Below are 22,687 nucleotides of genomic sequence, written 5' to 3'. Positions count from 1 at the left end.
GACCTGTCGGGGGAGGTCAGGCCCGACCCGCCAAGCTGTGCGCGGCTAGCCGTCGTCGTCGGTGACGAGGACGGTGCCGCGGGAGCGCCTGAGGTTGATGTCGGCGCTGGGCTGCAGGCGCACGGCGATGGACTCGTCGCCCTCGGCGACGGCATCCCCGGTGATGGTGAACGTGATCGTCGCCGCGGTCTGTCCTTCGGCGAAGGTGATGACCCCCGAAGTCGCCCCGGTGTAGTCGACTCCGGCAGTCGCGGTGCTCTCGGTCGGATCGATCGACCAGCCCACCGACAGCGTGCCCTCCCCCGACGAGCGGGTGACGGTCAGTGTGACCGTGCGCGAGGTGCCGCGCCTGCCCTCGACGACGGCCGTGTCCGAGATCGTCACGCTCTGCAACGGCGGAGGCGCCCCGACGTATACCACCTCGTCGGTGCGCAGTCGGTAGGAGTCGATCGAGACGACCTTGCCGCTGCCCAGCCCGAACATGCCCTGCCTGCCATCGCCGAGCGGCGAGTTGAACGCGTACGATGCGAGCACCTGGCCATCGAGCGTGACGGTCACGACGCGGTATTTCAGCACGATGTTCAGCGTGTGGTCGATGCCGGCGGGGATCGTGCGGCCGATGACGAGGTCGATGGTGCGGCCCGCACGGCCGACATGGCCGATGAGCACGCGCTGACCCGCGACGTCCAGCGCGACGAACTTGTGGTCGGATGCCGAGTACCAGTCGAACACGAAGCCGCTCACGCCGATCGGCTGGAACACCGCTTCGAGCTCGACGTAGGCTGCGGCGTCGAACGCGGGCGCGGCGCCCCCGCCCGACAGCGGCACCCCGATCAGCGCGACGGCGGTGCCGGTGGCATCCGTCCGTCCCTCGAGTCTGCCGTCCTGCGTGCTCCAACTGCCGGTCTGCGGGGTGGTGACGGTCTGCGGAGTGCCGTCGAAGTACTCGGTGCGGTCCACGGTGATCGCCGGCGCGATCACCGTCAGTGCGATGTTGTCGAACCAGCCGCGGGCCCGATCGGAGCCGAAGCCGACCAGCCCCTTGTTCAGCGCCACCTGGTCGCCGTTCAGCATGCGCGGTGGGAAGGTGTACGACAGCACGGTGCGGCCGTTGATCGTGACCGAGACGATCAGCCCGTTCACGATGACGTTCAGGTCGTAGTAGGTGCCCGCCTTCACACCACCGGGGACGGAGGCCTGTGCGAGCACCGCCCAGCCCCAGCTCGCGCGCTGCCCGATGACGACCTTGTTGGTGGACTGGTCGATGCCTGCGAACTTGAAGTCATCCGGTCCGAAGTAGTCCAGCACGATGTACGCGTTGGCCTTCCAGCCGGCGGTGGGCTTGTCCATCGAGATCTTCGCCGAGACCTCGTAGTAGATGCTCTTGTACGCGTCGGAGTACCAGACGGCGACGGCGTCGCCGCTGACGTCGGCGGCGGTGACCTTGAGGACGCCCTGCTGCACGGCGAACACGCCCGAGTCGGTGGCGAATCCCTGCATGGTGCCGTCGTTGAAGTCGGAGCCGCGCAGCGTGTCGCGCCGACCGCCGGGGATGTTGCCGGCCTGCGGGTCGGTGGGTCCGCCGGTCTGCGTCTGCCACTGACCGTGATCATGCTGCGTGATCAGCCCCAGCTCGCCGTAGGGCTCGCCGTTGCGGAGCTGCTCGGTGCCCTCATCGCTCCAGCGGGTGAGGTCGACACCCTGGCTGCGGCTGAGCGCGTAGAGGAATTCGGGCAGTTGCGGCTCCACCTGGCGACTGACGGTCGCGATGCCGAACGGTGAGAACGGCACGAGGTAGGTATTGAACTCCCCCACCCAGTCGATCAGACGGTCGCCGCCGGTGTTGCCGATCAGGATGTCGAGTCCGGCGCCGCCGAACGCGCGGTCCTGGAAGCTGGAGTTGACCCCGTCGGGAGTGTCGTTCAGCCAGGTGTCACCGGTCTGGGCGCAGGTGCCGTTGGGCTGGGCCGTCACGCACCCGGAGTGCAGGTCGTCGTCGGCGTTGAGCAGATCGTTGCCCCAGCCGCCCCACAGTGTGTCCTGCCCTGTGCCACCGACGATCCAGTCGTTGCCGAGATCGCCGAAGATCGAGTCGTCGCCGTCGGAGCGCTGGTTCGTGATCGTCAGGGTGCAGTTGCCCTGGTTGTCGACCGCGATGCAGGCGGTGACGTGGTCACCGGTGAGGTCCTCGTTGTTCAGGAAGAACTGGTTCGGGAACAGAGCGCGGTCGTCGCTTCCCGTGCAGGTGTGACCGCTCGGCGAGGTGGAGGTGCACTGCCACACGTCGCCGGTGCCGTCGAACAGGATGGCGCGACGCGGATCGTACTCGTCGTACAGGTAGAACTCGCCCAGCCGCAGCTCGTTGTGGTTGTTGGCGTGCCACGGGTTGCTGTCGGCGCCGAAGTGCAGCACGTCGCCGGGGTTCCACGGGTGGGCGAAGTCGATGTACTCCACGCCGATCGGATCGCCGTCGTCGTCGAAGTGCTGCGCGTAGCCGCTCGTGCCGCCCACGCCGATCGCCTCGGATCCGCTGATCGCGTCGTCGCCCGAGCCGCCGTGCATCCAGTCCGAACCCCACCCGCCGAACAGGATGTCGTCCGAGTCGTTGGCGTCGTAGGTGGGCTGGTTGGCGACGTGGTGCTGGCTCTGGTTGGTGTCGGGGCCGAGGTTGTAGACCGTCAGATCGACGGACTTGACCAGTGCCCCGGCGATGTTGATCGTGGCGGCCTGCACCTTGCCCGGCGTGTAGATGTACTCGTTCAGCACGTCGCCCTGGCTGGTCTTGGCGTCGGGGTCGACGCGTCGCAGGCTGCGGATGCCGTACAGCGGCTCGGCGAGCTCGGTGCACACCGTGCTGGATGCGGCGGAGCATCCCGTGTTGCGGCTGGTGAAGATGCGGCCGTCGTCGCCGAGGATGCCGTCCGATCCGGTGCCGCCGGAGACCCAGTCGTTACCCCAACCGGCGATGATGTCGTCGTTCTGCGCGTCGCCGTAGATGACGTCGTGGTCGGCGCCGCCGTACACGGTGTCGTCGCCCGTCTCGCCATGCACCTCGTCGCGTCCGCCGGTCTGCGCGCCCGCGCCGCCAGGGAAGGCCGTGTTGCGCCAGGTGCCGGTCGCCGTGTCGAGCACCAGCGAGCAGGTGGGCTGCGTCGGCGAGCCGTTGCAGTCCGCGCCCTCGCCGAGACCGAAGTTCTGCGGCAGGTAGTCGGGGCCGCCGACCGTGTAGTCGAGCAGGTGCACGCCCCGAACGACCAGCCGCTGGCCGCCGGCCGCCGTTGCGCCGTAGACGTCGTACGCGAAGGTCACGTAGTTCGGTCCGGTGGTGGGCGCGACGTTCGGCGAGCCGGTGTTCGCGTCGCCGTTCACGTCGGCGCCGTTCACACCCACGATGCGGATGATGCGGCCGTTGTCGCCGACGATGGTGTCCGCGTCGCGCGCATCCATGTTCGCGGTCGTCGTGCCGTCTGCGAGCGAGCCGCCCGTCACCGGGGTGCTCGCGAGGCCGCCTGCGCCGGTGGTCTGGTCGTCGATGCCGATCCGGGTTCCGGCGCCGCCGAACAGGATGTCGGCGCCGCGGTCATGACCGGGCAGGTAGGCGAGGGCAGGAGCGATGAGTCCGTCGGGCCGCTGGTCGGCGGTGACCAGGCTGAAGAAGTCGCTCGAGCCGCCGATGATGTCGTCCTGGCCGAGGCCGCCGAAGATCACGTCGTCGCCGGCACCGCCCTCGATGTAGTCCTCGCCGTCGGTGGCCGCCTCGACAGCCGGCACCACGACGAGCACGCCGGTGTAGTCGCACAACAGGGATGCGCCCGGGGTCCCGATGCAGCCGAGCGGCGTGCGGGACGCTCCCACGCGCACCGCGGGTGCGTGGTCGTCGATCCAGCGGCGCCGCGCCCGGTCGAGGTCGCCATCGCCCTGGATGACGTCGTCGCCGAGCTGACCGAACAGCAGGTCGTTCGCCTGTCCTCCGGCGAGGTGATCGTTGCCCCAGGTGCCCGCCCATTTGGAGCCGGTGTCGGAGGCGACGTCGTGGAACAGGTTGGTGACGTCGTACTCGGCCCACCACGGTGCGCCGTCCGGGTCGCGGTACGGGCGGGGTGCGCCGTCGACGAGCAGTTCGCCGGAGGCGTTCTCGGTGGGAACCGGGTGCAGCGTGCCGCACAGATTCCCGGCTGCGGTGATGTCGCTGCGGCTGTAGAGCAGGGTGCCGCAGAGCGTCTGGAACCGTCCGCTCAGCCAGTCGGCGCGGTCGAACCACACGGCGTCGCCGAACAGGATGTCGTCGGCCGCGTCGCCGTCCGCCATGTCGTTCCCGGCTCCGCCGATCAGCACGTCACGGCCGAGTCCGCCGAAGATCACATCGTCGGCACCCTTGTCGAGATTGACGCTGCGGATGCGGATGACGGTCGACAGCGCGGTGGTCTGGATCTTCTGCAGGCGAGCGTCGGGCTCGTTCGGGTCGGCGACATCCTGATCGACGGCGCCGTGGTCGCCGAACACGATGTCGTCGTAGGCGCTGTCCGGCTGTGCTCCGGCGTTGACGATGAAGGAGCCGAGCCCGAGGCCGGGCGCTCCTTCACCGTGGATGAGGTCGTAGCCGGCGACGAGCAGGTCGTCGACGATGCCCGCGACGCCGCCGGCCGTCGGGGTCAGCGTGGTGCCGTTCGGGATGAAGCCCGCCCCTGTCACGCCGGGCCGCGGGCTGCGATTGATCGTCGCGATCTCGAGCGCCCGGGTGAGCACGTCGACGTTGACGCCGGAGTCGCCGTAGATGTGGTCGACGCCGCGCTGGCCGCGGAGCTCGTCGTCGCCGGATCCGCCGGCCAGGTGGTCTCCGGCCTGGCTGCCGATGATGAGGTCGTCACCGAGTCCGCCGTAGGCGGTGATGCCGACGCTCGGCAGGTTCGCCGGCGCGAGCTCGGCGAACAGACCGGAGGCGTCGATGATGTCGTCGCCGCTGAAGTCGTACGGGTTCGCGAGGCCGAAGATCCACTCGTCGTCCTCGTTCTCGGCGTCGGGGATGTAGGTGAACGGGTCGAACGGCTTGGGACCGAACTCCATGCCGAGGTTGTCGCCCGGGTTGCCGGAGTACCAGATGCCGTCCTGTGACGTGTCGCCGTAGATCACCAGTGGAGAGCCGGGACCCGCGGTGTGCGTCTGGTCGCAGGTCACCGTGTCGTCGACCACGCCGTCGAGGTCCGCGTCGATGCGGAACAGCAGGGGCGAGCGGTTGCAGACGGTGAGGATGTCGCCGCCGATGCGGATGCCGGTGGACTGGCGGTACTCGTCCCACGCGGTGACGGTGAGGCCGACCGCGTGCCAGACGGCGATGCCTGCGGCGTTGAGGTGCATGCTCGGGGCCCACGCGGTGTTCGCGAAGGTCATCACGCTGCCCGACAGGGCCGAGATCGTGAACGGTCCGGCGAAGCCGCTGATGCGCACCTGCATGCCGACCTTGAATCCGGCCGCGGCCCAGCTCGCGCCGTCGGCGCGGGTGAGACTCGAGGTGCGCACCTGCACCGGCGTGGTGACCTCGATCTTCACCGGCGTCGCCGCACGCACGTCCGTCACCAGCGCGCTGCCGAGCGGCAGTGCCACCGGCGCGACCGGAGCGATGTTCGGTCCGCCGAGGATCATGATCGACCCGAGACCGCAACCCGGGAACGGGTCGGAGTAGGGGCACAGCTCCCACGGCAGATCCTGGAATCCGAGAATCATCCGGGTGAAGTTCTCGCCCGCCAGCTGAACGTGCTGGTACTGGTGCAGATAGGGGTCACCGGCGTGGTAGCCGCTGCCGGGCAGGATGCCGTTGAACGCCCAGTTCAGACCGTCCAGGCGGGTGAGCACGAGTGCGGCGCCGGGGAAGGCTGCGCTCTGCGCGGCGGTCGGCGCGGTGCGGTCCATCTCGAACACGGTGCGGATCGGCGAGTTGCCGCCGCCGTGCACGGTGGTGAGACCTCCGTGCGGGCCGGGGACGAACACGGTCTGCGTCACGGGAGCGCCGATGCTGGGAAGCGCGTCTCCCCTGTCGAGGGTGAGTGTGGTCGCGGTGACGCCGACGAGCCGCCACTGTCCGGAGATGTTCGCGATGCGCACCAGTTGGCCGACGACGAAGCCGTCGGTGATCCAGTTGCCGGTCGCGCGGGTGACGGTGCCGCCCGCGGCACCGCCGACGATGGTCACCGGAACGGTGATGGTCACGGGGACGTCCTGTGCGATGACCGTGCGCAGGGCGGTACCGACGGATGCGGAGCCGCTGAGCAGCTGCAGATACATCACCGTGTCATCCGTGGTGTCCATCGGATCGTCGTCGCCGAAGCCGACGACGCGGAACAGGCCGCTCATGCCGCTGATGGTCACGGGCTGCCCGACCAGGAAGCCCTGCGCCTTCCAATCGAACGGCGCAGTCCGGGAGAGACGGTGGGTCGAGCCGAACTGTCCGGCGGATGCCGCGAGCACGACGGTGCCGATCAGCTTGACGGGGACGTCGGGCTGCAGAGTTCCCTGTACGTCGAAGCGGTCATTGCCGGATCCGAGGAAGAGGTTGACCACCTCGATCGTGCTGCGACCGCCGTCGGTCGCGTAGGCGCCGTCGACGAACGACACCGATCCGAAGCTGATGCCGCCGGGGAACACCTGCGGTTCGCCGAACGTCTCGTCCTGCGCCCCGCCGTAGCTCGCGCCGAAGTCGAGGTCGCCTGCCATTCCGAGGCCGCGGATCGTCGTCGACGTCATCGCTCCCCAGTTGTGCGCCACGCTGCCGTCGCCGTAGATGTTCAGCACGTCGATCTGCTTGGACTCGGGTGCCTGCGCGGCGATCCCGAAGAGCGGACCGTCCTGTTCGCCGGGGAGCTTGAGTCCGAGCTCGAGCGAGCGGTCGGCGCCGCTGACGCCGCCCTCGACGGCCAGCGGTCCGCGCAGGCGGGAGAGGAGGTGCTGCGAGGCCGGGAAGGTCTTCACGCCCTGGCGCACGATGGGCTGGTAGTAGCCGAGGTCGGCCTGCAGCTCGACGCGCTGATCGAGATACCAGTCGGATGCGGTGAACGTCGCCTGTGCGGCGATGCGCACCACGGTGAAGTGCGTGCCGACGAGTGCGGCGAGGTCGTCGTAGGAGACGGGCCGGAACTCGAGCTGCTGGTCGTGCGTGAGGTTGGTGCCGCGGATGTTCTGGATCTTCGCCCGCACGCAGTGCCCGAAGTCGTCGCAGATCTGCACCCACTGGCCCTCGAGGAAGCCGTCGGACAGCCAGCCCCCGCCGGCGCGGGTCAAGCGGTAATGCGAGAGCAGGTCGTCGCCGGTGGCGGTCGCCGCGCTCGCCGCGCCATCCCAGATGCCGCGGCGGGTGAGCACGTTGATGCTCGTGCCCGACGCCGACCCACCGCATCCGATCAGCGGCACGGTGAGTGTGAAGGACTTCCCGTCGGCGGCGACGGCGAGCACGGTGTAGTACCCGATCGCCGGGTCGGTGCAGGCGGCGAAGCGCACCCGCATGCCTGCGGCGATCCCGTCGGAGAGGAAGCTGCCGGTGTCGCTGCCGTTCGCCCTGGTGACCGTGGATCCCGAGAACGTCAGGTTGCCCAGGAAGACGCGCGACGGGATGTCGCCGCCGATGGCGACGTACTGGGCGGGGCTGATCGCGACGCCGTTCACCGAGACGACATCGACCAGGCCGTCCGGTGTGATGACCACGCGCACGTCGCCGTTCGGTTCCGTCGTCAGGCGGATGTCATAGCCGTCCGTGAGCCCCGGCGTCGTGCATGCGGTGTCGCCGCACTGGACGACGACGGTGTCTGTGCCGGTCGGGACAGTGACGACCTGGGCCGCCTCGTCGTCATAGACGAGCACATCGCTGCGCTGCACCCCGGAGCGCAGGTTCGGGAAGCGGTAGGCGCTGGTCGCGAACTCCTGACCCCAGCTGATGACCGCGGTCGTCGGGTCACCGGGCTCCGGGTTGCTCCTGGCCTGCAGCGTGAGGAGCACCGGGTCATCCCAGTTGGTCGAGTCGAAGGTCAGCAGGTACCAGGTGCCGAGCGCGGGATCCGTGACCTTGGTCCAGCGGCTCGCGCCGAGTCCGGGGTCGAGGATCTGCAGGATGCGCTGCGATGCGGCATCCATCGAGATCCGCACCGTGATCGTGAGGCCGCCGGGGTCCTTCGCGAGCTGCACGAGCACCTGATCCGTGCGCTGCGTCGTGGTGCTGCCCTCGATGACCACTCCCCTGTCGTCCAGGACGCAGGTCGCGTGAACTGCGGTGCAGGAGGCGGACGGCTCGACGTGCGAGACGTACACGCCGGGTGTGTCGTCGTCGTACACCCGAACGTTCACCTGACGCACGGTCGCGCCGTCGAATTCGGCGTCCGCGATCGGGTCGGCGGCGATCACCGAGTGCTGCACGACCACCGTGCGGTCGCCTTCCGAGCGCAGGTCGTCGTAGGCGCGGACGTACACGCGCTGCGGCGTGTTCCAGTTGGCGGCGTCGAACGTGAGCACGACAGCCCTGCCCGCCTCGTCGACGATGACGCCGTTACGCAGGTAGTGGCGCTGGAAATCGGAAGCGGTGATGCACTGGTCGCCGTACGGGAAGGTGTCCACGCACACCCAGATCGTGTCGGCCGGACCGTCCGTCAGACCGTACCCGGTCGGGTTGTGGAAGGTGTCGCGGGCCTCCTCGTCGGGAGAGAGGGCCGCCGAGACCGTGACATACACGCTGCCCGTCGGCGCGTGGCTGAGCTCCACCGTGTAGTAGTCGCGTTCGGTGATCGGTCCGCCGGTGGTGCCCTCGCGGACGCTCGTCGAGGAGCCGGATTCCTTGATGACGACGACGCCGGACCCGGGTGTGGCGAAGTTGTACGGCACCCCGTCGACGACGATGCCGTCGTAGCGCGGGTCGTCGGAGAGCACGATGTGGTCCACGGCGCCCGAGATGCCCTCGAGCTCGCGCGTGACGATGTCGGTGGTGACGTCGCCGGCGACGGAGATCTGGTCGGATCCCAGGCCGCCGATCACCCGGTAGGCGACGCCGTACGCGGTGGAGAGCACGAAGAACTGGTCGTCGCCCTCGAGCCCGTCGATCTCGAGCACCTCGATGGTGGTGTACTTCACGTTGAGGCCGGCGCCGTAGATCGCCTTGTCTGTGATGGCGAAGTCGTCGGCGAACTCCGTGCCGAGCACGACCAGCTTGTCGAACCCGGTGCCGCCATCGACGTTGACAGGCGCGTTGACGTTGTACTGCACCTCGTCCTCACCGCCGCCGGCGCGGATGTCGAGCGGCCGACTGGTCGAGAAGCCGAGGCCGATGACCGGCACCGCGACGCCGGCGTTCAGCGGGATGACGTCGTCCCGCCACATGGTGTGATCGAGGTCGACGTTACTGCCCGCCGCGTGGTTGTAGGTGATGTGGGCGTCGGCGTTGTTGCAGACGCCGTCGCCGTTGTTGTCGTAGCGGATGTATCCGCCGGTGAGCAGGCACCGGCCGTCGACGGTGCCGTCTGCGGCATCCTGCGGGAAGACCCCGCCTGCGGGACGGTAGTCGACGTCGCTCAGACCGCAGCCGGCGATGTTGTCGGCATTGGTGTCGCAGACCGCCGCGATCGCGAACGCCCGCACGATGAACAGATCGTTGCCGTCGTCGCCGCTGAGCTGGATCTCCGCCTGGTTCGCGTAGACGACGAACCGGTCGTTGCCGGTGCCGCCGGCGGCGAGCAGCGGCGCGTGCGTGCCGGGGCTGAGCCAGCCGCGCGTCGTCGGCACGAGCGACGGGAAGGTGTCGGCCGAGAGCAGCGCCCCGCCGTCCGGCGCGGGCTGGCCGTCACGCTGCGTGCCGAAGATCTGGCCGATCTGGAACGTGTCGTTGCCGGCGCCGCCGTCGAGGGTCATGGTCGCCTGGGTGTCGTCGACGTAGAAGGCGTCGTTGCCCGCCAGACCGAACACCGTGATGCGTCCGTTCAGGGCACGGTCGTAGGTGATCCGCTGCACGAGAGAGCTCGGCTCGTTGCCCTGGACGCGGTCGCGGTACAGTCCGATGCCGCCATCGGCGTTGCCGTTGCCGGCCAGCAGCGCGATGAACGCGGGGTGGTCGGCCTGCTCGGTCGGGGTGGCGCAGGTCGCGGGCGCACCGGCGTTCAGCGCGAACGGCGACTGGTTGTCGATGCAGGTCAGCGCGCGCATCAGCCAGATGTCGTCCGTGGCGCCGCTCGGGCCGTTGTACCCGGCTGCGGTGTTGTCGTAGCCGTACACGTCGAGCTCGTCCACCCCGTCGTTCGCGGGACCGCTGTCGAGCACGTTGATGACGTAGTTGCGGACGCTGCCGTGGCTGCCACTGGTGTACACCGCGTAGTGGTCGGTCTCGCCCTGGCCGTCGAGGGTGAGCGTGTGGCCCGCGCCGGCGCCGGACTGCAGCCCGGTGGGGCTCGTGACGACGTTCATCGACTGCAGGTGCCAGACGGTGATCTCGTCCTCGCCGTCGGCGGTGTTCGAGGTCAGGGTCGCGTTGCCGTGCACGAGTGTCTTCGAGCCGAGGAAGACGTACCCTGCACTCCCCCAGGTCGTCTTCGCGCCCGGCTGGGAGAGATCGAGGCCCGAGGGGTCGCCGAGTTGGATGATGTCGACGTCGCTGCCGCCCCAGATGTTCGTCTGGCGACCGGCGTCGGGGTTCGCGGCCGACGGTGCGCAGACGCCCATCGGCTCGTCGCCGGGTCCGCCCGGGGTCACGACGCAGTCGGCGATGAGGCGGCCGCGCAGGATCATCGAGGTGCCGTATTCGGTGCCGACGGCGCCGGTGTCGGCGTTGCCGAAATCGCCGCGGATGTCGATCGACAGGTTCGCGAGGATCTGAGTGTTCTGGTGCAGCGTGACGTCGTCGCCGACGCGGAGCTCGACGCTGCCGGTCTCGGCGAAGATCGTCCCGTTCGGGATCGCACGCGGGGCGTCGACATCGCCGTTCGGTCCGCGGGTGTTCGACTCGGCGAACTGCGCCGTGCCGCTGCGGACGAGGTAGAGGTCCTCGTCGAGCTGAGCGGTCTCGCGGACGGTGAGGCGGATGTTCCCCATGAGGGAGTGCGCCAGCACGAGTCGCAGGTGGGAGTCGGTCTCGGTGTAGTAGATGCCCCCGGTGGCTTCCAGGCCCACGTCATCGCCGGCTGCGGCGAGAGCGGGGTCGGATGCTCCGGTGAGGGGGTCGTTGCCGCAGTTGAGGTACGTGCAGCCGAACGGGGGCGCGCGGCCCGAGTCGACCATGACGTCCTTGGACTGCAGGCCGATGGAGCCGCCGTTGGCGTCCAGGTCGACGGAGTCGCCGCGGATGTTGTCCTCATCGGCATCCGTCTTGGCATTCAGGATGCTGCCGCCCACGGTGCGCAGGGTGACGTTGCCGGTCGCGGTGGAGGTGCTTCCGGCGGTGAAGATCTCCCACAGAGGCATGTCGCCGGTGAGCTCGTCGAGGTGGATGCCGGTGGTCTGCGCATCGTCGGAGTCGAGGTCGTAGGCCTTCAGCACGCCATCGGAGACGCTGTCCCACGTCGGGTCGAGCACCGCGGTGTCGATCTCCAGCCAGTCGGTCGGGGTTCCGATCCCGCCGACGCCGCCGGCTTCACCCGCGTACATGGTGATGTCGACGCCGGTGACGTCGATGGTCGACCTGCCGTCGGCGTCGAGGATGCGCATCGGCGAGTGCAGTTCGACGTCGCCGTTCGTGGAGTGGATGTGGCCGACGAGCATGTCGCCGACGAGTTCCGTGGCGGTGATGTCGCCGTCCGTGCGGATGAAGATCTGTGCCACGTTCACCGTCATGCCGGGGTCGTCCACCGGGCCGGTGTGGCCGGCTCCTCCGGTCCACGCGACGTCGGTGCCGATGACGATGTCGATCCGGGTGTCCGAGGCGGGGTCGCTCGTCACGTTGTGCGCGGCGCTGTCGATCGTCGTCGTGAAGCAGGTCTTGGGCTCCTGGCCGCCGGTGGTGACGTGGCAGATGTCGATGTCGTCGCCGGCGCGCACTTCGGTGAAGTCGTAGGTCGAGTCGATCTCGCCGTCGACGTCGGTGCCCAGGGCGCGGAGGATGTGCGCGAGGTCGGCATCCGACACGTCGGGACGGAAGTGGGTCTCGTATCTGCCGGAGCCTGTGCCGCAGTCGCCTGGGTAGGCGCCGGTGCAGCCGCCGCGCTCGATCGAGTCGCCGTCATTGATCGCGGGTGTGTACGTCGACGGGAAGGCGAACCCGTAGTAGGTGGACGACGAGGACGGCTCGTACATGTCGACGATGACGAGCACGAGCTCGCTCGGGTCGTCGCCGTTCTTGGAGTCGTTGAGCACGACGTCGACGTCGTCGCCCGCGCGGATGCGATCCATGACGATGGTCGCGGCAGTGCCGAGTGCGGTGTCGGTGCGGCGGAAGTACGTGAGGTCGACGACCACGTCCCAGCCGGCGTCGAGTGTGACGACAGGTGCCTTGTCGCACGGGGCGCTGCCTGCGCAGAAGTCGGGATCGGGGTGGATGTAGTGCACCAGCTCGACCTCGATCGGATTGCGCACCGGGTCGGGGTTCTGGTGGGTCGGGCTCTGGTGTCCGATGTCGCCGTGCGGGGCGTCGATGTCGATGACGTTGGTGCGGATCAGTTCGTGACCGGAGCCGGAGAGGATGTCCCCCGAGGCGTTGAAGATCTCCGTCTCGCCGAGCGGGTTCTCGATGTAGTCGTCCAGGCGGATGAAGGGCTGGCGCACCGGGCAGGTGAACGCGCACGTGTTGTGGATCTGCACGTAGGTCGGGGGGAAGGTGTACTCGATGTCGAAGTCGAACGTCGTGTTCGGGTCGTCCTCGCTGAGCGAGGCGTTCGCGGCGGCGCCGTTGTCCCAGATCGTGTCGACGCGGATGTCGATGCGCGGCGGGTTCTGCGCGTTCACGACGTCGATGATGTTCGTGACGAGGTTGAGGCTCGACGCGTTGAGGATGCGCACGAAGTCCCAGGTCTGCTGGAACTCGAAGCGTCCGACGCCGCCCCAGATGCTGCCCTCGGGTCCGCCGATGATGGACAGGTCGTTGGCGAGGAACCGTGCCTGGGCGCCGTGGTCGTACTCGATGTCGTCGACGGTGATGGTCGTGCCGGAGAGCGTGCCCTGCGTGTGGGTGTCCGTGAACGGGTCGTCCTGGTAGCAGTGCCCGGCGTCGTCGCAGACGCGCAGGTTGACGATGGCGGTGATGGCGCCGGTGGCGTCGATCTGGAGGATCGGGTTGGGCTCGCCGAGCATGATCACCCTGGTCTCCCAGAAGATCTCCCTGCGCAGCGCGGAGTTGCTCCCCTCTGCATCGCCGTCGTTGCCGCCGTCGAAGAGCCCGCCCGAGGTGCTGGCGTGGCGCCGCATCCGATCGATCCGGTCGTTGACCTGCACGGTCAGGTCGGAGGTGGTGATCACGCTCAGGTGACGACCGACGACCTTCGCCTCGAGGGTCGGGAAGATCTTGGCGTAGGAGTCGGTGTCGCCGCCGCCGCAGTCGCATTCGGCGAACGCGTCGGCGTTGAAGTCGACGCCGAGCCACTCGGAGAGGATGGCCGTGTCGACGTGCCCGACGATCGCCGCGTTCGCGAGGAGCGTCGTGCGCGTGTAGCCCTCGATGTTGATCTGGGAGGATGCGTCGGAGTCGGCGCCCAGCGCGATCGCATAGGTGTAGGTGTGCGCGTACGCCTTGGCCGCGTCGACGAAGGACCCGATCCGCACGTGCCGGCCGGTCAGGGCTCCTCCGACCTCGGTGAGGGTGTCCGCGTCGTCGCCGCCGACGCCGATCAGCACATTCGCCTCGGTCTCGGCGGAGGCACCGAGACCGCCGACATCGGCGACGGAGTCGGCGAAGCCGGAGAACGCCGTGTGCGATTCGACGGCGAGACGGTCCCCGGCGGTGAGAGTGCCGTTCGTGGTGGTCCTGGTGGAATAGGCCCCGCGGGCGTCCGTGGATCCGAAGGACCCGCCGACCAGACCGCCCTGCTGCGTCGAGGCGAGCACCTTGGGCTGCAGGTTGCTGTAAGCCGCGATGGTGAGGTCATCGGTCGCTGTGATGACCGCGCCGGAGACGATGGCGATGTCGTTGTCGATCGTGGTCGTGGCCTGTGCGTCGGAGTCGCCGATCGAGATCGCGCCGCCGCCGGCGTTGCCCGCGACGCCCGTGGCCTGCGCCGTGCCGTGCGTGGTGATGGTCACGTCCGTGCCCCGGATCGCGGCGCTGCCTTCGACCGTGACGCTCACCGTCACGGTCGTCGCCGCGGTCGAGCTCGCGGTGGAGACGTTGATCGCGCCACCGCCACCACCCGCGGCGGTCGCCGAGACGATGCCGTCGTTCGAGTTCGCCGCGCCGGAGGGACCGCCGATGCCGTTGAGGCGCTGTGTGCCGCTGGTCGGCGAGATCTGCAGGACCAGTCGCTGGATGCCGCTGCCGTTGCCCGTGAGGTCGAGACCCTCGACGCGGAAGATGTGCGGGTAGGCACCGCCGTCGGTGAGGTTCATCGCGGAGCCGTTGAAGCCCGTGGACAGCTGGAAGCTGGATCCGTTCGCTCCGACGACCCAGTACCCGTGCAGGTCCTGCAGCGGGCCGAGGGTGCGCGTGGTCGTCGCGTTGAGCTGGTGGCGCACCGTCGTGGCGCTGGCACCGGCGTTGAGCGAGATCGCGACGACGCTCGCACTTCCGGCCGCGCCGTCGTCGCCGAGAATGCCGCCGGCGAATGTGCTGTTGCACACCGCGTTGGCACCGAGAGCGATGCCTCGGGCGTTGCAGTACGTCGTCGCGAGCCGCAGCTGCGAGCCGTTCACGCGGATCACGTAGTAGGTGGCGCCGTTGGAGAGCCCGCCGATCGCGGCGCCGTTGGTGAAGTACTGCATCGGCGTGCCGCTGGAGGGGACGGTGTCAGCAGCGACCGTGATGGTGTTGCCGCTCACGTTCGACGACGAGAAGAAGTTCGCCGCCGGTGCCGCATGGTAGGTGACGTACTGCCCGTTGCTCAGGCTGCCCGTGATGCGATCGGTGGCCGTGTCGATCTGACCGGGTGTCGCGACGGCCTGCGGCGGGTTGGTCACGTCCACCGACGTCGACTGCAGCTTGAGGTGCGTCGCATCGATCTTGTAGACCTTGTACACGCCTGCCGCGAGCCCGCCGATGGCACCGCCCACCGGCTGGTAGACGACCAGGTCGCCGGTCTCGAAATGGTGCGATTGGAAGCCGAAGTCGATGATGTCTGTGTCGGGGTCGATCGTCGCGCCTTCAATGACGTCCGTGGTGGACGGGTCGTCGAAGGTGAACTCGAGCCCGAGCTGAAGACTGTTCGCACCGGTCACGATGATGTTGATGCTGCGACCGTTGAGGCCCGTCGCGACGGGGGCGCCGGCATTCTGCGTGTCGTAGACGACGAGCTGGCCCGTGTAGGCGTTGTGCTGCAGAGCGAACGAGATCGTGTTGCCCGAGACCGTGCCGGCATTGAAGGTGCCGTCGGAGCTCGGCGGCGGCGGTCGGTTGCTCGTCGCGTCGATCGTGATCGTTCCGCTCGCGCTGGTGATCGAGGCGCCGCCCGTCACGACGAGCGAGACGGTGGGTGTCATCGTCGCCGAGGCCGAGAATGTCGAGATGCGCAGCAGACCGCCCGAGGCGCTGGAGGTCGCGGCATCCGCATCGTTCAGGCTCTCCGCCTTCGCGGTGATCGCGCCCGTGGTGAGGATGACGCTCGCGGCGCCGCCGAGGGTCGTCTTGACGTGGGGTGTGCCCTTCGCTGTGGAGTTGGAGCTGGAGATCTCCAGGAGTCCGCCCGCCGCGTTGTCCATGCCCGCGCGCGCGAGGTCCTCCGCCTTCGCGAGCACCGTGAGGCTCGACCCGCCGCTGGAGGTGCCTCCCGAGACGACCCGGACGTGTCCGAGCAGGTTCGCCTCGGTCGTGCCGCTCGCCTCCGCCGTCGGGTTCGCCGACGGTGCGATGCTGGCGAATCCACCCTGAGTGCGCTCGAAGTGCGCGAGCGCGTAGTCGCCGGAGAGTGATTCGAGGGTCACACCGCCCGACGGCGCCGCGAGGGTCGCTCCGGCCTCGACCTCGGCCTTCGTCGTGGCCTTCGCGACGGCGTCGAGGCTCGCGGTTCCGATCGCGAGCAGCCCGGCGCTGGCCATCTTCGAAGACGCCTCGACGCGGTTGGTGTCGATGAAGTCGCTGCCGTCGAAGTTGTGCCACGCCGACACCGTCACGTTGCCCGAGGTCGACCGGATCAGTCCGCTGCCCGTCACGGCGGACCGGATGCTCGACTCGTCGGTGGCGTCGACATCGGCGGTGCCGACTGCTGCGAGAGCCGCCAGCTGCAGCGCCCGGTACTCGGCAGAGGCCGATGTGCGGACGTCGGCGCGGACCAGGACGGAACCCGTCGCGACGAGCGTTCCGCCCACGAGAGCGCGTACCGTGACCGAGACGGTCGCCTGCTGGCTTCCCGCGTTGATCGCGACGCCCAGCGCCCCGCTGAAGCCGCGCCCGGCGGATTCCGCGTGGGCCGAGACGATGGCCAGGATATTGGCGGATCCGATCGCCCCCGACACGCCGTGGAATCCGGCGTCGACGCTGCCGCCGCTGGTCGCCGTGCCGCTGACGAGCCCGATGCCGACGCCGATCGACGCGGCGAGGGCGTATCCGTCGACCTCCGAGTCGCCGAGCGAGCGGGCGATGACGTTCAGGGCGCCGGTCGCGCTGACGGAGGTGCCGGTGCCGACGGCGGCGAGGACGGTGGGCGAATTGATCGCCGTCGCCGTCGCGCCGGATGCGCTCGCGACGAGAGAAGCACCGCCGAGCGATGCGCGGGCGAATGCCGGCGCGACGGTCGTCGGCTGGGCGTTGCCTGCGATCGTGTTGTACGTGTAGGTGGGCTTGATGGCCGCGCCCGAGGTGTCCGTGTTGACTCGCGCGCGAACCGTCACGCCCGTGCCGCTGAGCGCACCGCCGCCCACCGTGTACGCCTTCACGATCGGGCGCAGGTCCGCCTTCGTCGTGATCTGTCCGGCCGCGATCGCACCGGCGCTGAACCCGGTGCCGTCGGCGATGGCAGTGACGACGGCCGCGGCTTCGATCAGTATGCTGCCGCCGCCGTCGGCGTGCAGCTCGGCGCGGTGACCGAGGTACGCGAGCACGGTCGGCGTGGCGGTCGCGGTGCCGTGCACGAGAGCGCCGGCGAAGAGCAGGCCGAAGCCCGCCGCGATCGCGTCGGCGAGCACGTGCGCCGTGTAGTCGGTCTTGACGGAGATTCCGGATGCCGTGGAGGTCGTGACGTTCGTCGGGTCGGCGGCATCCGCAGCCGAGGCGCCGTCGACGGGCCCGATCCAACTGGCGACGGTGGTGGAGTCGGTCGTCGACAGCGAGACTCCGGCGAGTCCGATGACCGAGACGCCGACGCTGGTGCTCGAGGCGACGGGGCTGCTCGTGCCGCCGGCTGTGAGGGAGACGGACCCGCCTGTGACGTCGGCCCGGTCGTCGATGTGCGCGGCGATCGTGCCGCCGGTCGTCGCCTGCAGGTCGACCGCGGAGATCGAGATCGGCGAGATCGCGATGCTCGTGCCCTCGACGCTCGCGTTCGCCGTGCGCGTGGCGGTCAGGGTCACGGCGCCCGACCCGAGGGTCACGGTCTCGTCGTCACCGATGAAGGCCTCGGTCGTGCCGCCGATCGTGGAGACGGGGTTGGTGACCAGGACGTCGGCGACGGCGGCGAAGCCCACCATGTTCGCCTCGGTGTGCGCGTCCGGCGTCGCGATCGCCTGGATCGTGAGCGACGTGCCCGACACGGTCTTGCCGTTGCCGACGAAGGCCCGGGTGCTCCCCTGCGACCGGGCGTCGGGTTGCAGCAGCTGCACGCCGATCGCGCCGCCCGAGACGCCGCCGGCGAGGGCGGTCGCGTCGTCGTCGGAGGTCGCGCTCACCAGGACGGTGCCGCTGACGCTCGCCCCGCCGAGAGCCGCTTCGGTCGACGAGCTGACGACGGCCAGCGCGTACGCGACCGACACCGCGATGAGGCCGATGGAGATGATGTCGGATGCGTCGGCCAGGGCCGTGTTGTGCGAGTTCGCGGTGGCGGTGGCCGAGGTGCCGCTGGTGACCTGGCCCAGGTAGTTCGCCTTGGTGCTGCCGCTCACAGCCGCACTCGGGAGCTTCACGTCGACGGTGAGCAGGCCGATGGTCGGTCCGTCCGACTCGGCGGTCGCGTTGTAGGTCGAATCGGCCGTGACCGTGAACGCGCCGGTGCCGCCCGCGGTGCCGCTGTCGCCGCCCGCGATGGTGTGGCCGCTGACGAGCGCGATCGTCTCACTGCCCGACATCGCGACACCGCCGAAGCTGGCGAAGTCGCTGGTCGCGAGTGCGTCGGCGCGGGCGTCGGCGTTGATCGTGAACGACGACGCGGCGGTGACGGCGCCGTTGAGCTTGGCGCTCGTCGAACCCGAGACCGTCGCCTTGGCGCTCATCAGGTTGAATCCGCCGCCCAGGCCGCCGCCCGCGCCGCGGATCTTGGATTCCGCGACGTTCTGGTACCCGCCGCGTGCACCGGTGGCCAGGTGCGCATCGATGGACAGGGCACCCGAGAGCGCGATGTTCGCGTCGGCGTCGATCACGGCATCCGTGTTCGACGAGACGATCGCCTCGGACACGATCACCGTCGCGCCGCCGAGAAGGCCGATCGTGACGACCTTGGTGTCGCTGAACGCGTCGTTGCTCGCGATGGCCGTGACGGAGAGGGCTGCGGTCCTGATCGTCGTCGAGGGGATGTCGCCGTCGAACGACGCCGTGGTCGAACCGGCGATGGTGACGAGGCTCTTCTGCGCGCTCACGCTGAGCGTCGCGGATGCCGACACCGAGGTGGTCGAGGCCGCTGCGACGTTCGTGGCCGTGGCGTGGACGCTCACGGCGCCGCCGGGTGCCGATACCGAGGCGCCCGCGAGCACGAGTGCCCGGGTCGAGGCGGCCGAGGTGATCCGCGCGTCCGCGACGTTCACCGCTGCGGCTCCGAGGCCGCCGATCGAGACGATCAGCACATCGGTCGTCGCGGAGTTGTGGCTCGTCGCACCGACTTCCACGCCCGCCGCGCCTGCCGTGACATCGCCCTGCACGCTCGCCGTGGTCGCGCCGCCGACGAGGGCGGACGGCACGGAGACGCTGACGCCGAAGAGCGCGCCGCCAGCGCCCATGCCGGTCGTGACGGTCGCGACGTTCGTCGAGGTGGCGTTGAAGGAGACCTTGCCGCTGCTCGTGATCTGCTGGTCGTCGTTCGCATCGGACGAGGATGCCGTCACGTCGGCCCCGGAGGAGATCTCCGCGACCGCCACGCTGACGGCGATGCCTGCCAGGCCGCCTGCCGCGACCACGACCAGATCGGCCTTGGCCCTGCTGCCGCCCGTCGCGGTGACCGACACCGAGGTCGACGAGGTGACGTCGCCGTCGAGCCGGGCGGCGACCGCCGCGGCCTGCGTGGCCATCGCGACGAAGACCGCGCCGCTGCCGAAGAGGGCCGCGGCGACGTTCTCGCCCTTCGCGATCGCTTCGATACGTCCGCTCGAGCCGAGCACCAGCGCGGTCACGGACACTGCCCCGCTGCTGGAGATCGACGCGCCGTCGGCGACGGTCGCCGTGATGTCGGCATCCGCCGTCACCTCGGCCACGGCGACGGCGACGTTGAGTCCGAGACCCGAGATGCTGACGACGAGGACATCAGCGGTCGCGCGGTTCTCGGCAGCGGCCCGCACCTGGGCGCTCGCCGATCCGCCGATGATGCCGGAGAGCGTCGCGGTGGTGTGGCCGGAGACCGTGGCTATCGGGATCATGGCGCTTACGGCGATCCCGCCGATCGCGACGCTCGGCGTGCTGGCCGTCACCACGTTGGTCGCCTCGGCGTTGACGGCTACGGAGCCGGATGCCGTGATCGACCCGCCGAGCTCCGCCTCGGTGTCGCGGTCCATCGTCGCGATCGAGACGGTGAACCCGAGCGCCGCGGCTCCCGTGGTGATGTTGAGCGTCTGCCCCGTCATCTGCTGCCGCTGGCCGAACGCCTGCACGGAGACGCCTCCGCCGATCGTCACGGCGCCGTGCGCGAACGATGCGGCGCGGGTGAGACCGGAGTAGGTGATCACCGCGACGATGCCGCTGAGGCCGATTCCGACGCCGCCCACGACGCCGATGGCCCATGCGGTGGGGTCGAAGGCGTCGGTCGCCGTGACGGTGATACCGCCGATCGCGCCGCCTGCGCCGATCGCCACGTCGCCGATGAGCGCCGTCGTGTCGCCCGATACCTCGATGACCGAGATGGCTGCGCCGACGCCGCCGAGGGCGATCGTGATGCCGACGGCGTATCCCGCGGCCGTCTTGTCGGAGTGCGCCGTCACGAAGATCCCGGCGGCTGCCTTGAGCACGTCGGCCGAATCGTCGATGTGGGCGGTGGTCGAGCTGGTGTCGGTGAGCACCAGGATCTGTCCTGCGACCGCCACTGCACCGACGGTGCCGGTGACGGCGATGATCGTGACGTTCTCGTCGAGGTCGGCCGTGACGCGCACGGCGCCGCCTGCGGAGACTACGGCCGTGCCGAAGATCCCGGCATCCACCCTGCCCGCGATGTTCAGGATCGCGATGCCCGCGCCGATCGCTCCCGCGCCGCCCGCGACGGCGCCGGCGAGGACGAAGACGTCGACGCGCTCGCGCGCCACGACCTCGACGTCGGCGAGCATCGAGTGGACGGTGCCGTAGATGCCGGCCGAGACACCGGAAGGCGGGGCGGGCTGCGAGAACTGGTCCGCGGTCGGGCTCGACTCGGAGTAGGAGCCGGCGACGCTCGAGTCGGATGCCGCCGCGCCGCCGAACACCCGGAATCGGTAGTCGTCGTCGGCGTTCGCCCAGCGGTCGAGATCGACGATCGGGGTGGCGTCAGCGCTCGCGATGGCGACCTTCGCGCGATACCTGTGGCCGCCGAAGGTGACATAGTCGCCGGTCGCGTACGCCGCACCGAGGAGGAACGCCGCGGTGCCGTCGGCGGGGGCGCCGTCGAGTGCCGACTTCCAACCGTCCTTGACGGCGTACCAGGAAGTGCTGTTCGCCGGATCGGCAGCACCGGCCGAGACGTCGACGGTCGCCTGGTACCTGGTGCCGTCGAAGGTGACGTAGTCGCCCTTCGAGTACGCAGTGGCGCTGTTCCAGGCCGGTGCGGGGGCGTCGCTGCCCTCGCCCGAGGCGACCTGATCGGCCTGGTGCTGGCCGTCGGTCCCTTCACCGTCGGTGGCCGTCTTCGGCACGTCCTCCTGCCAGATCGTCGCGTTCGAGCCGGGCGTGACGTTGGTGCTGTTCTTCTTCGCGATCCACGTCTTCGAGTTGTAGGTGACGACATCGCCGGAGGCGTAAGGGGTCGTGCTGCTCCATGCCCCGCGGTGCGGACCGTGCGCGTCGCTCGAGTACGACGCGGTGGGCGCGGTGCCGATCGACCAGACCGAGACGGCGCCGGCGACGCCGACGAATCCGCCGCCGATCGAGACGGCGTAGGACTGGACGTGCTTGATCGCGAGGGCGTTCACGCGGACGTCGCCCTTCGCCCAGACATCGGTTCCGGTGGCGAGATAGGCGTTGACGGTGATCGAGGCGACGCCGATGTCGACTCCTCCGGAGGCGCCGACGAATCCGCCGGCGACGCCGCCCGCGAAGGTGAGCGAATCGAACACGTCGGTGGCGATCACCGCGACCGCCTGCGCGTCGTCGACCCCCGCGGCGATGGTCCCGGCGCCCTGGTTCACCCTCGTGCCGAGGTCGAGGTACGCGCGGGTCGTGACGGTGAAGATGTTGACCCCGATGTTGGCCGTGACGCCCACGAAGCCGGCGCCGACGCCCGCGACGAGTCCGAAGAGCTTCTCCGTCGACTGCGCCTGGACGACGAGCCCTCGGAAGATCGTCGTGGGCAGGCCGTTCGCGCCGATCGTGCCGTTCGAGACGCCGCTGAGCCCGCCACCGAGCGCCTTGACGATGACGGTGCTGCTCTGACCGATGTATGCGCGCGTCGTCTTGTCGATGACCGCGACACCCACGCCGACGCCGACCCCGACGTAGCCGGCGGCGATCGAGGCGGTGATCAGGATCAGCTGCGAGGCGTCGTTCGCGAACACTCCGATGTTGTTGTCCGCCCGCAGCGTCACGCCGATGCCGGTGAAGGCGTTCGTGTACTCCTTGATGACCGTGACGCCGACGGTGCCCGCCACGCCGACGGTTCCGCCGCCCGCCGCGGCGTTCACCGAGACGACAGCAGTGCGTGCGTCCGCGCGCACCTCGATGTTGTTGCGGGCGTTGACCACGGCGCCGCCCGCGATCGAGGCATCCGTGTGCAGCTCGACGACCCGGACCGCCACCGAGGCGCCCACCCCGGCCGACCCGCCGATGGCGATCGATGCCGCGATGCCGAGTGTGCGGAAGCTGTTGACGGCCGAGACGAGCACGGATTGGCTGCCGTCCGCCGAGCCGCTGTTCGTGACGCAGGCGACGTCGCCGTCGGCGCAGTTGATCCTGGCGCCGCCGCCGATCGTCGCGGTGGTGTGAACGGTGACCACGGCGATGGAGCCGGACAGGCTCACGGCCGCGGTGCCCCGCGCCGCCGGCGGCGATGCCGATCGAGCCGAGGTAGTCGCTGTTGGATGCCGTGACCGCGACGCCGCCGAATCCGGCGCGCACCGG

1 protein-coding gene is annotated in these 22,687 nt (G+C 69.5%); it reads right to left on the bottom strand.

The window, feature by feature from the left end:
* Positions 1 to 45 precede the first annotated feature (45 nt).
* Positions 46 to 22,587: a Calx-beta domain-containing protein gene (locus QF046_RS01665; protein ID WP_307365555.1), complete on the bottom strand. Its 22,542-nt coding sequence runs from the start codon at positions 22,585 to 22,587 to the stop codon at positions 46 to 48.
* Between the last annotated feature and the right edge of the window lie 100 nt (positions 22,588 to 22,687).

It is taken from the genome of Microbacterium sp. W4I4 (genome assembly GCF_030816235.1).
Classification (GTDB): Bacteria; Actinomycetota; Actinomycetes; order Actinomycetales; family Microbacteriaceae; genus Microbacterium.
Note: the sequence above shows the minus strand (reverse complement) of the source record. Positions and strands in the feature narration are given on the sequence as shown.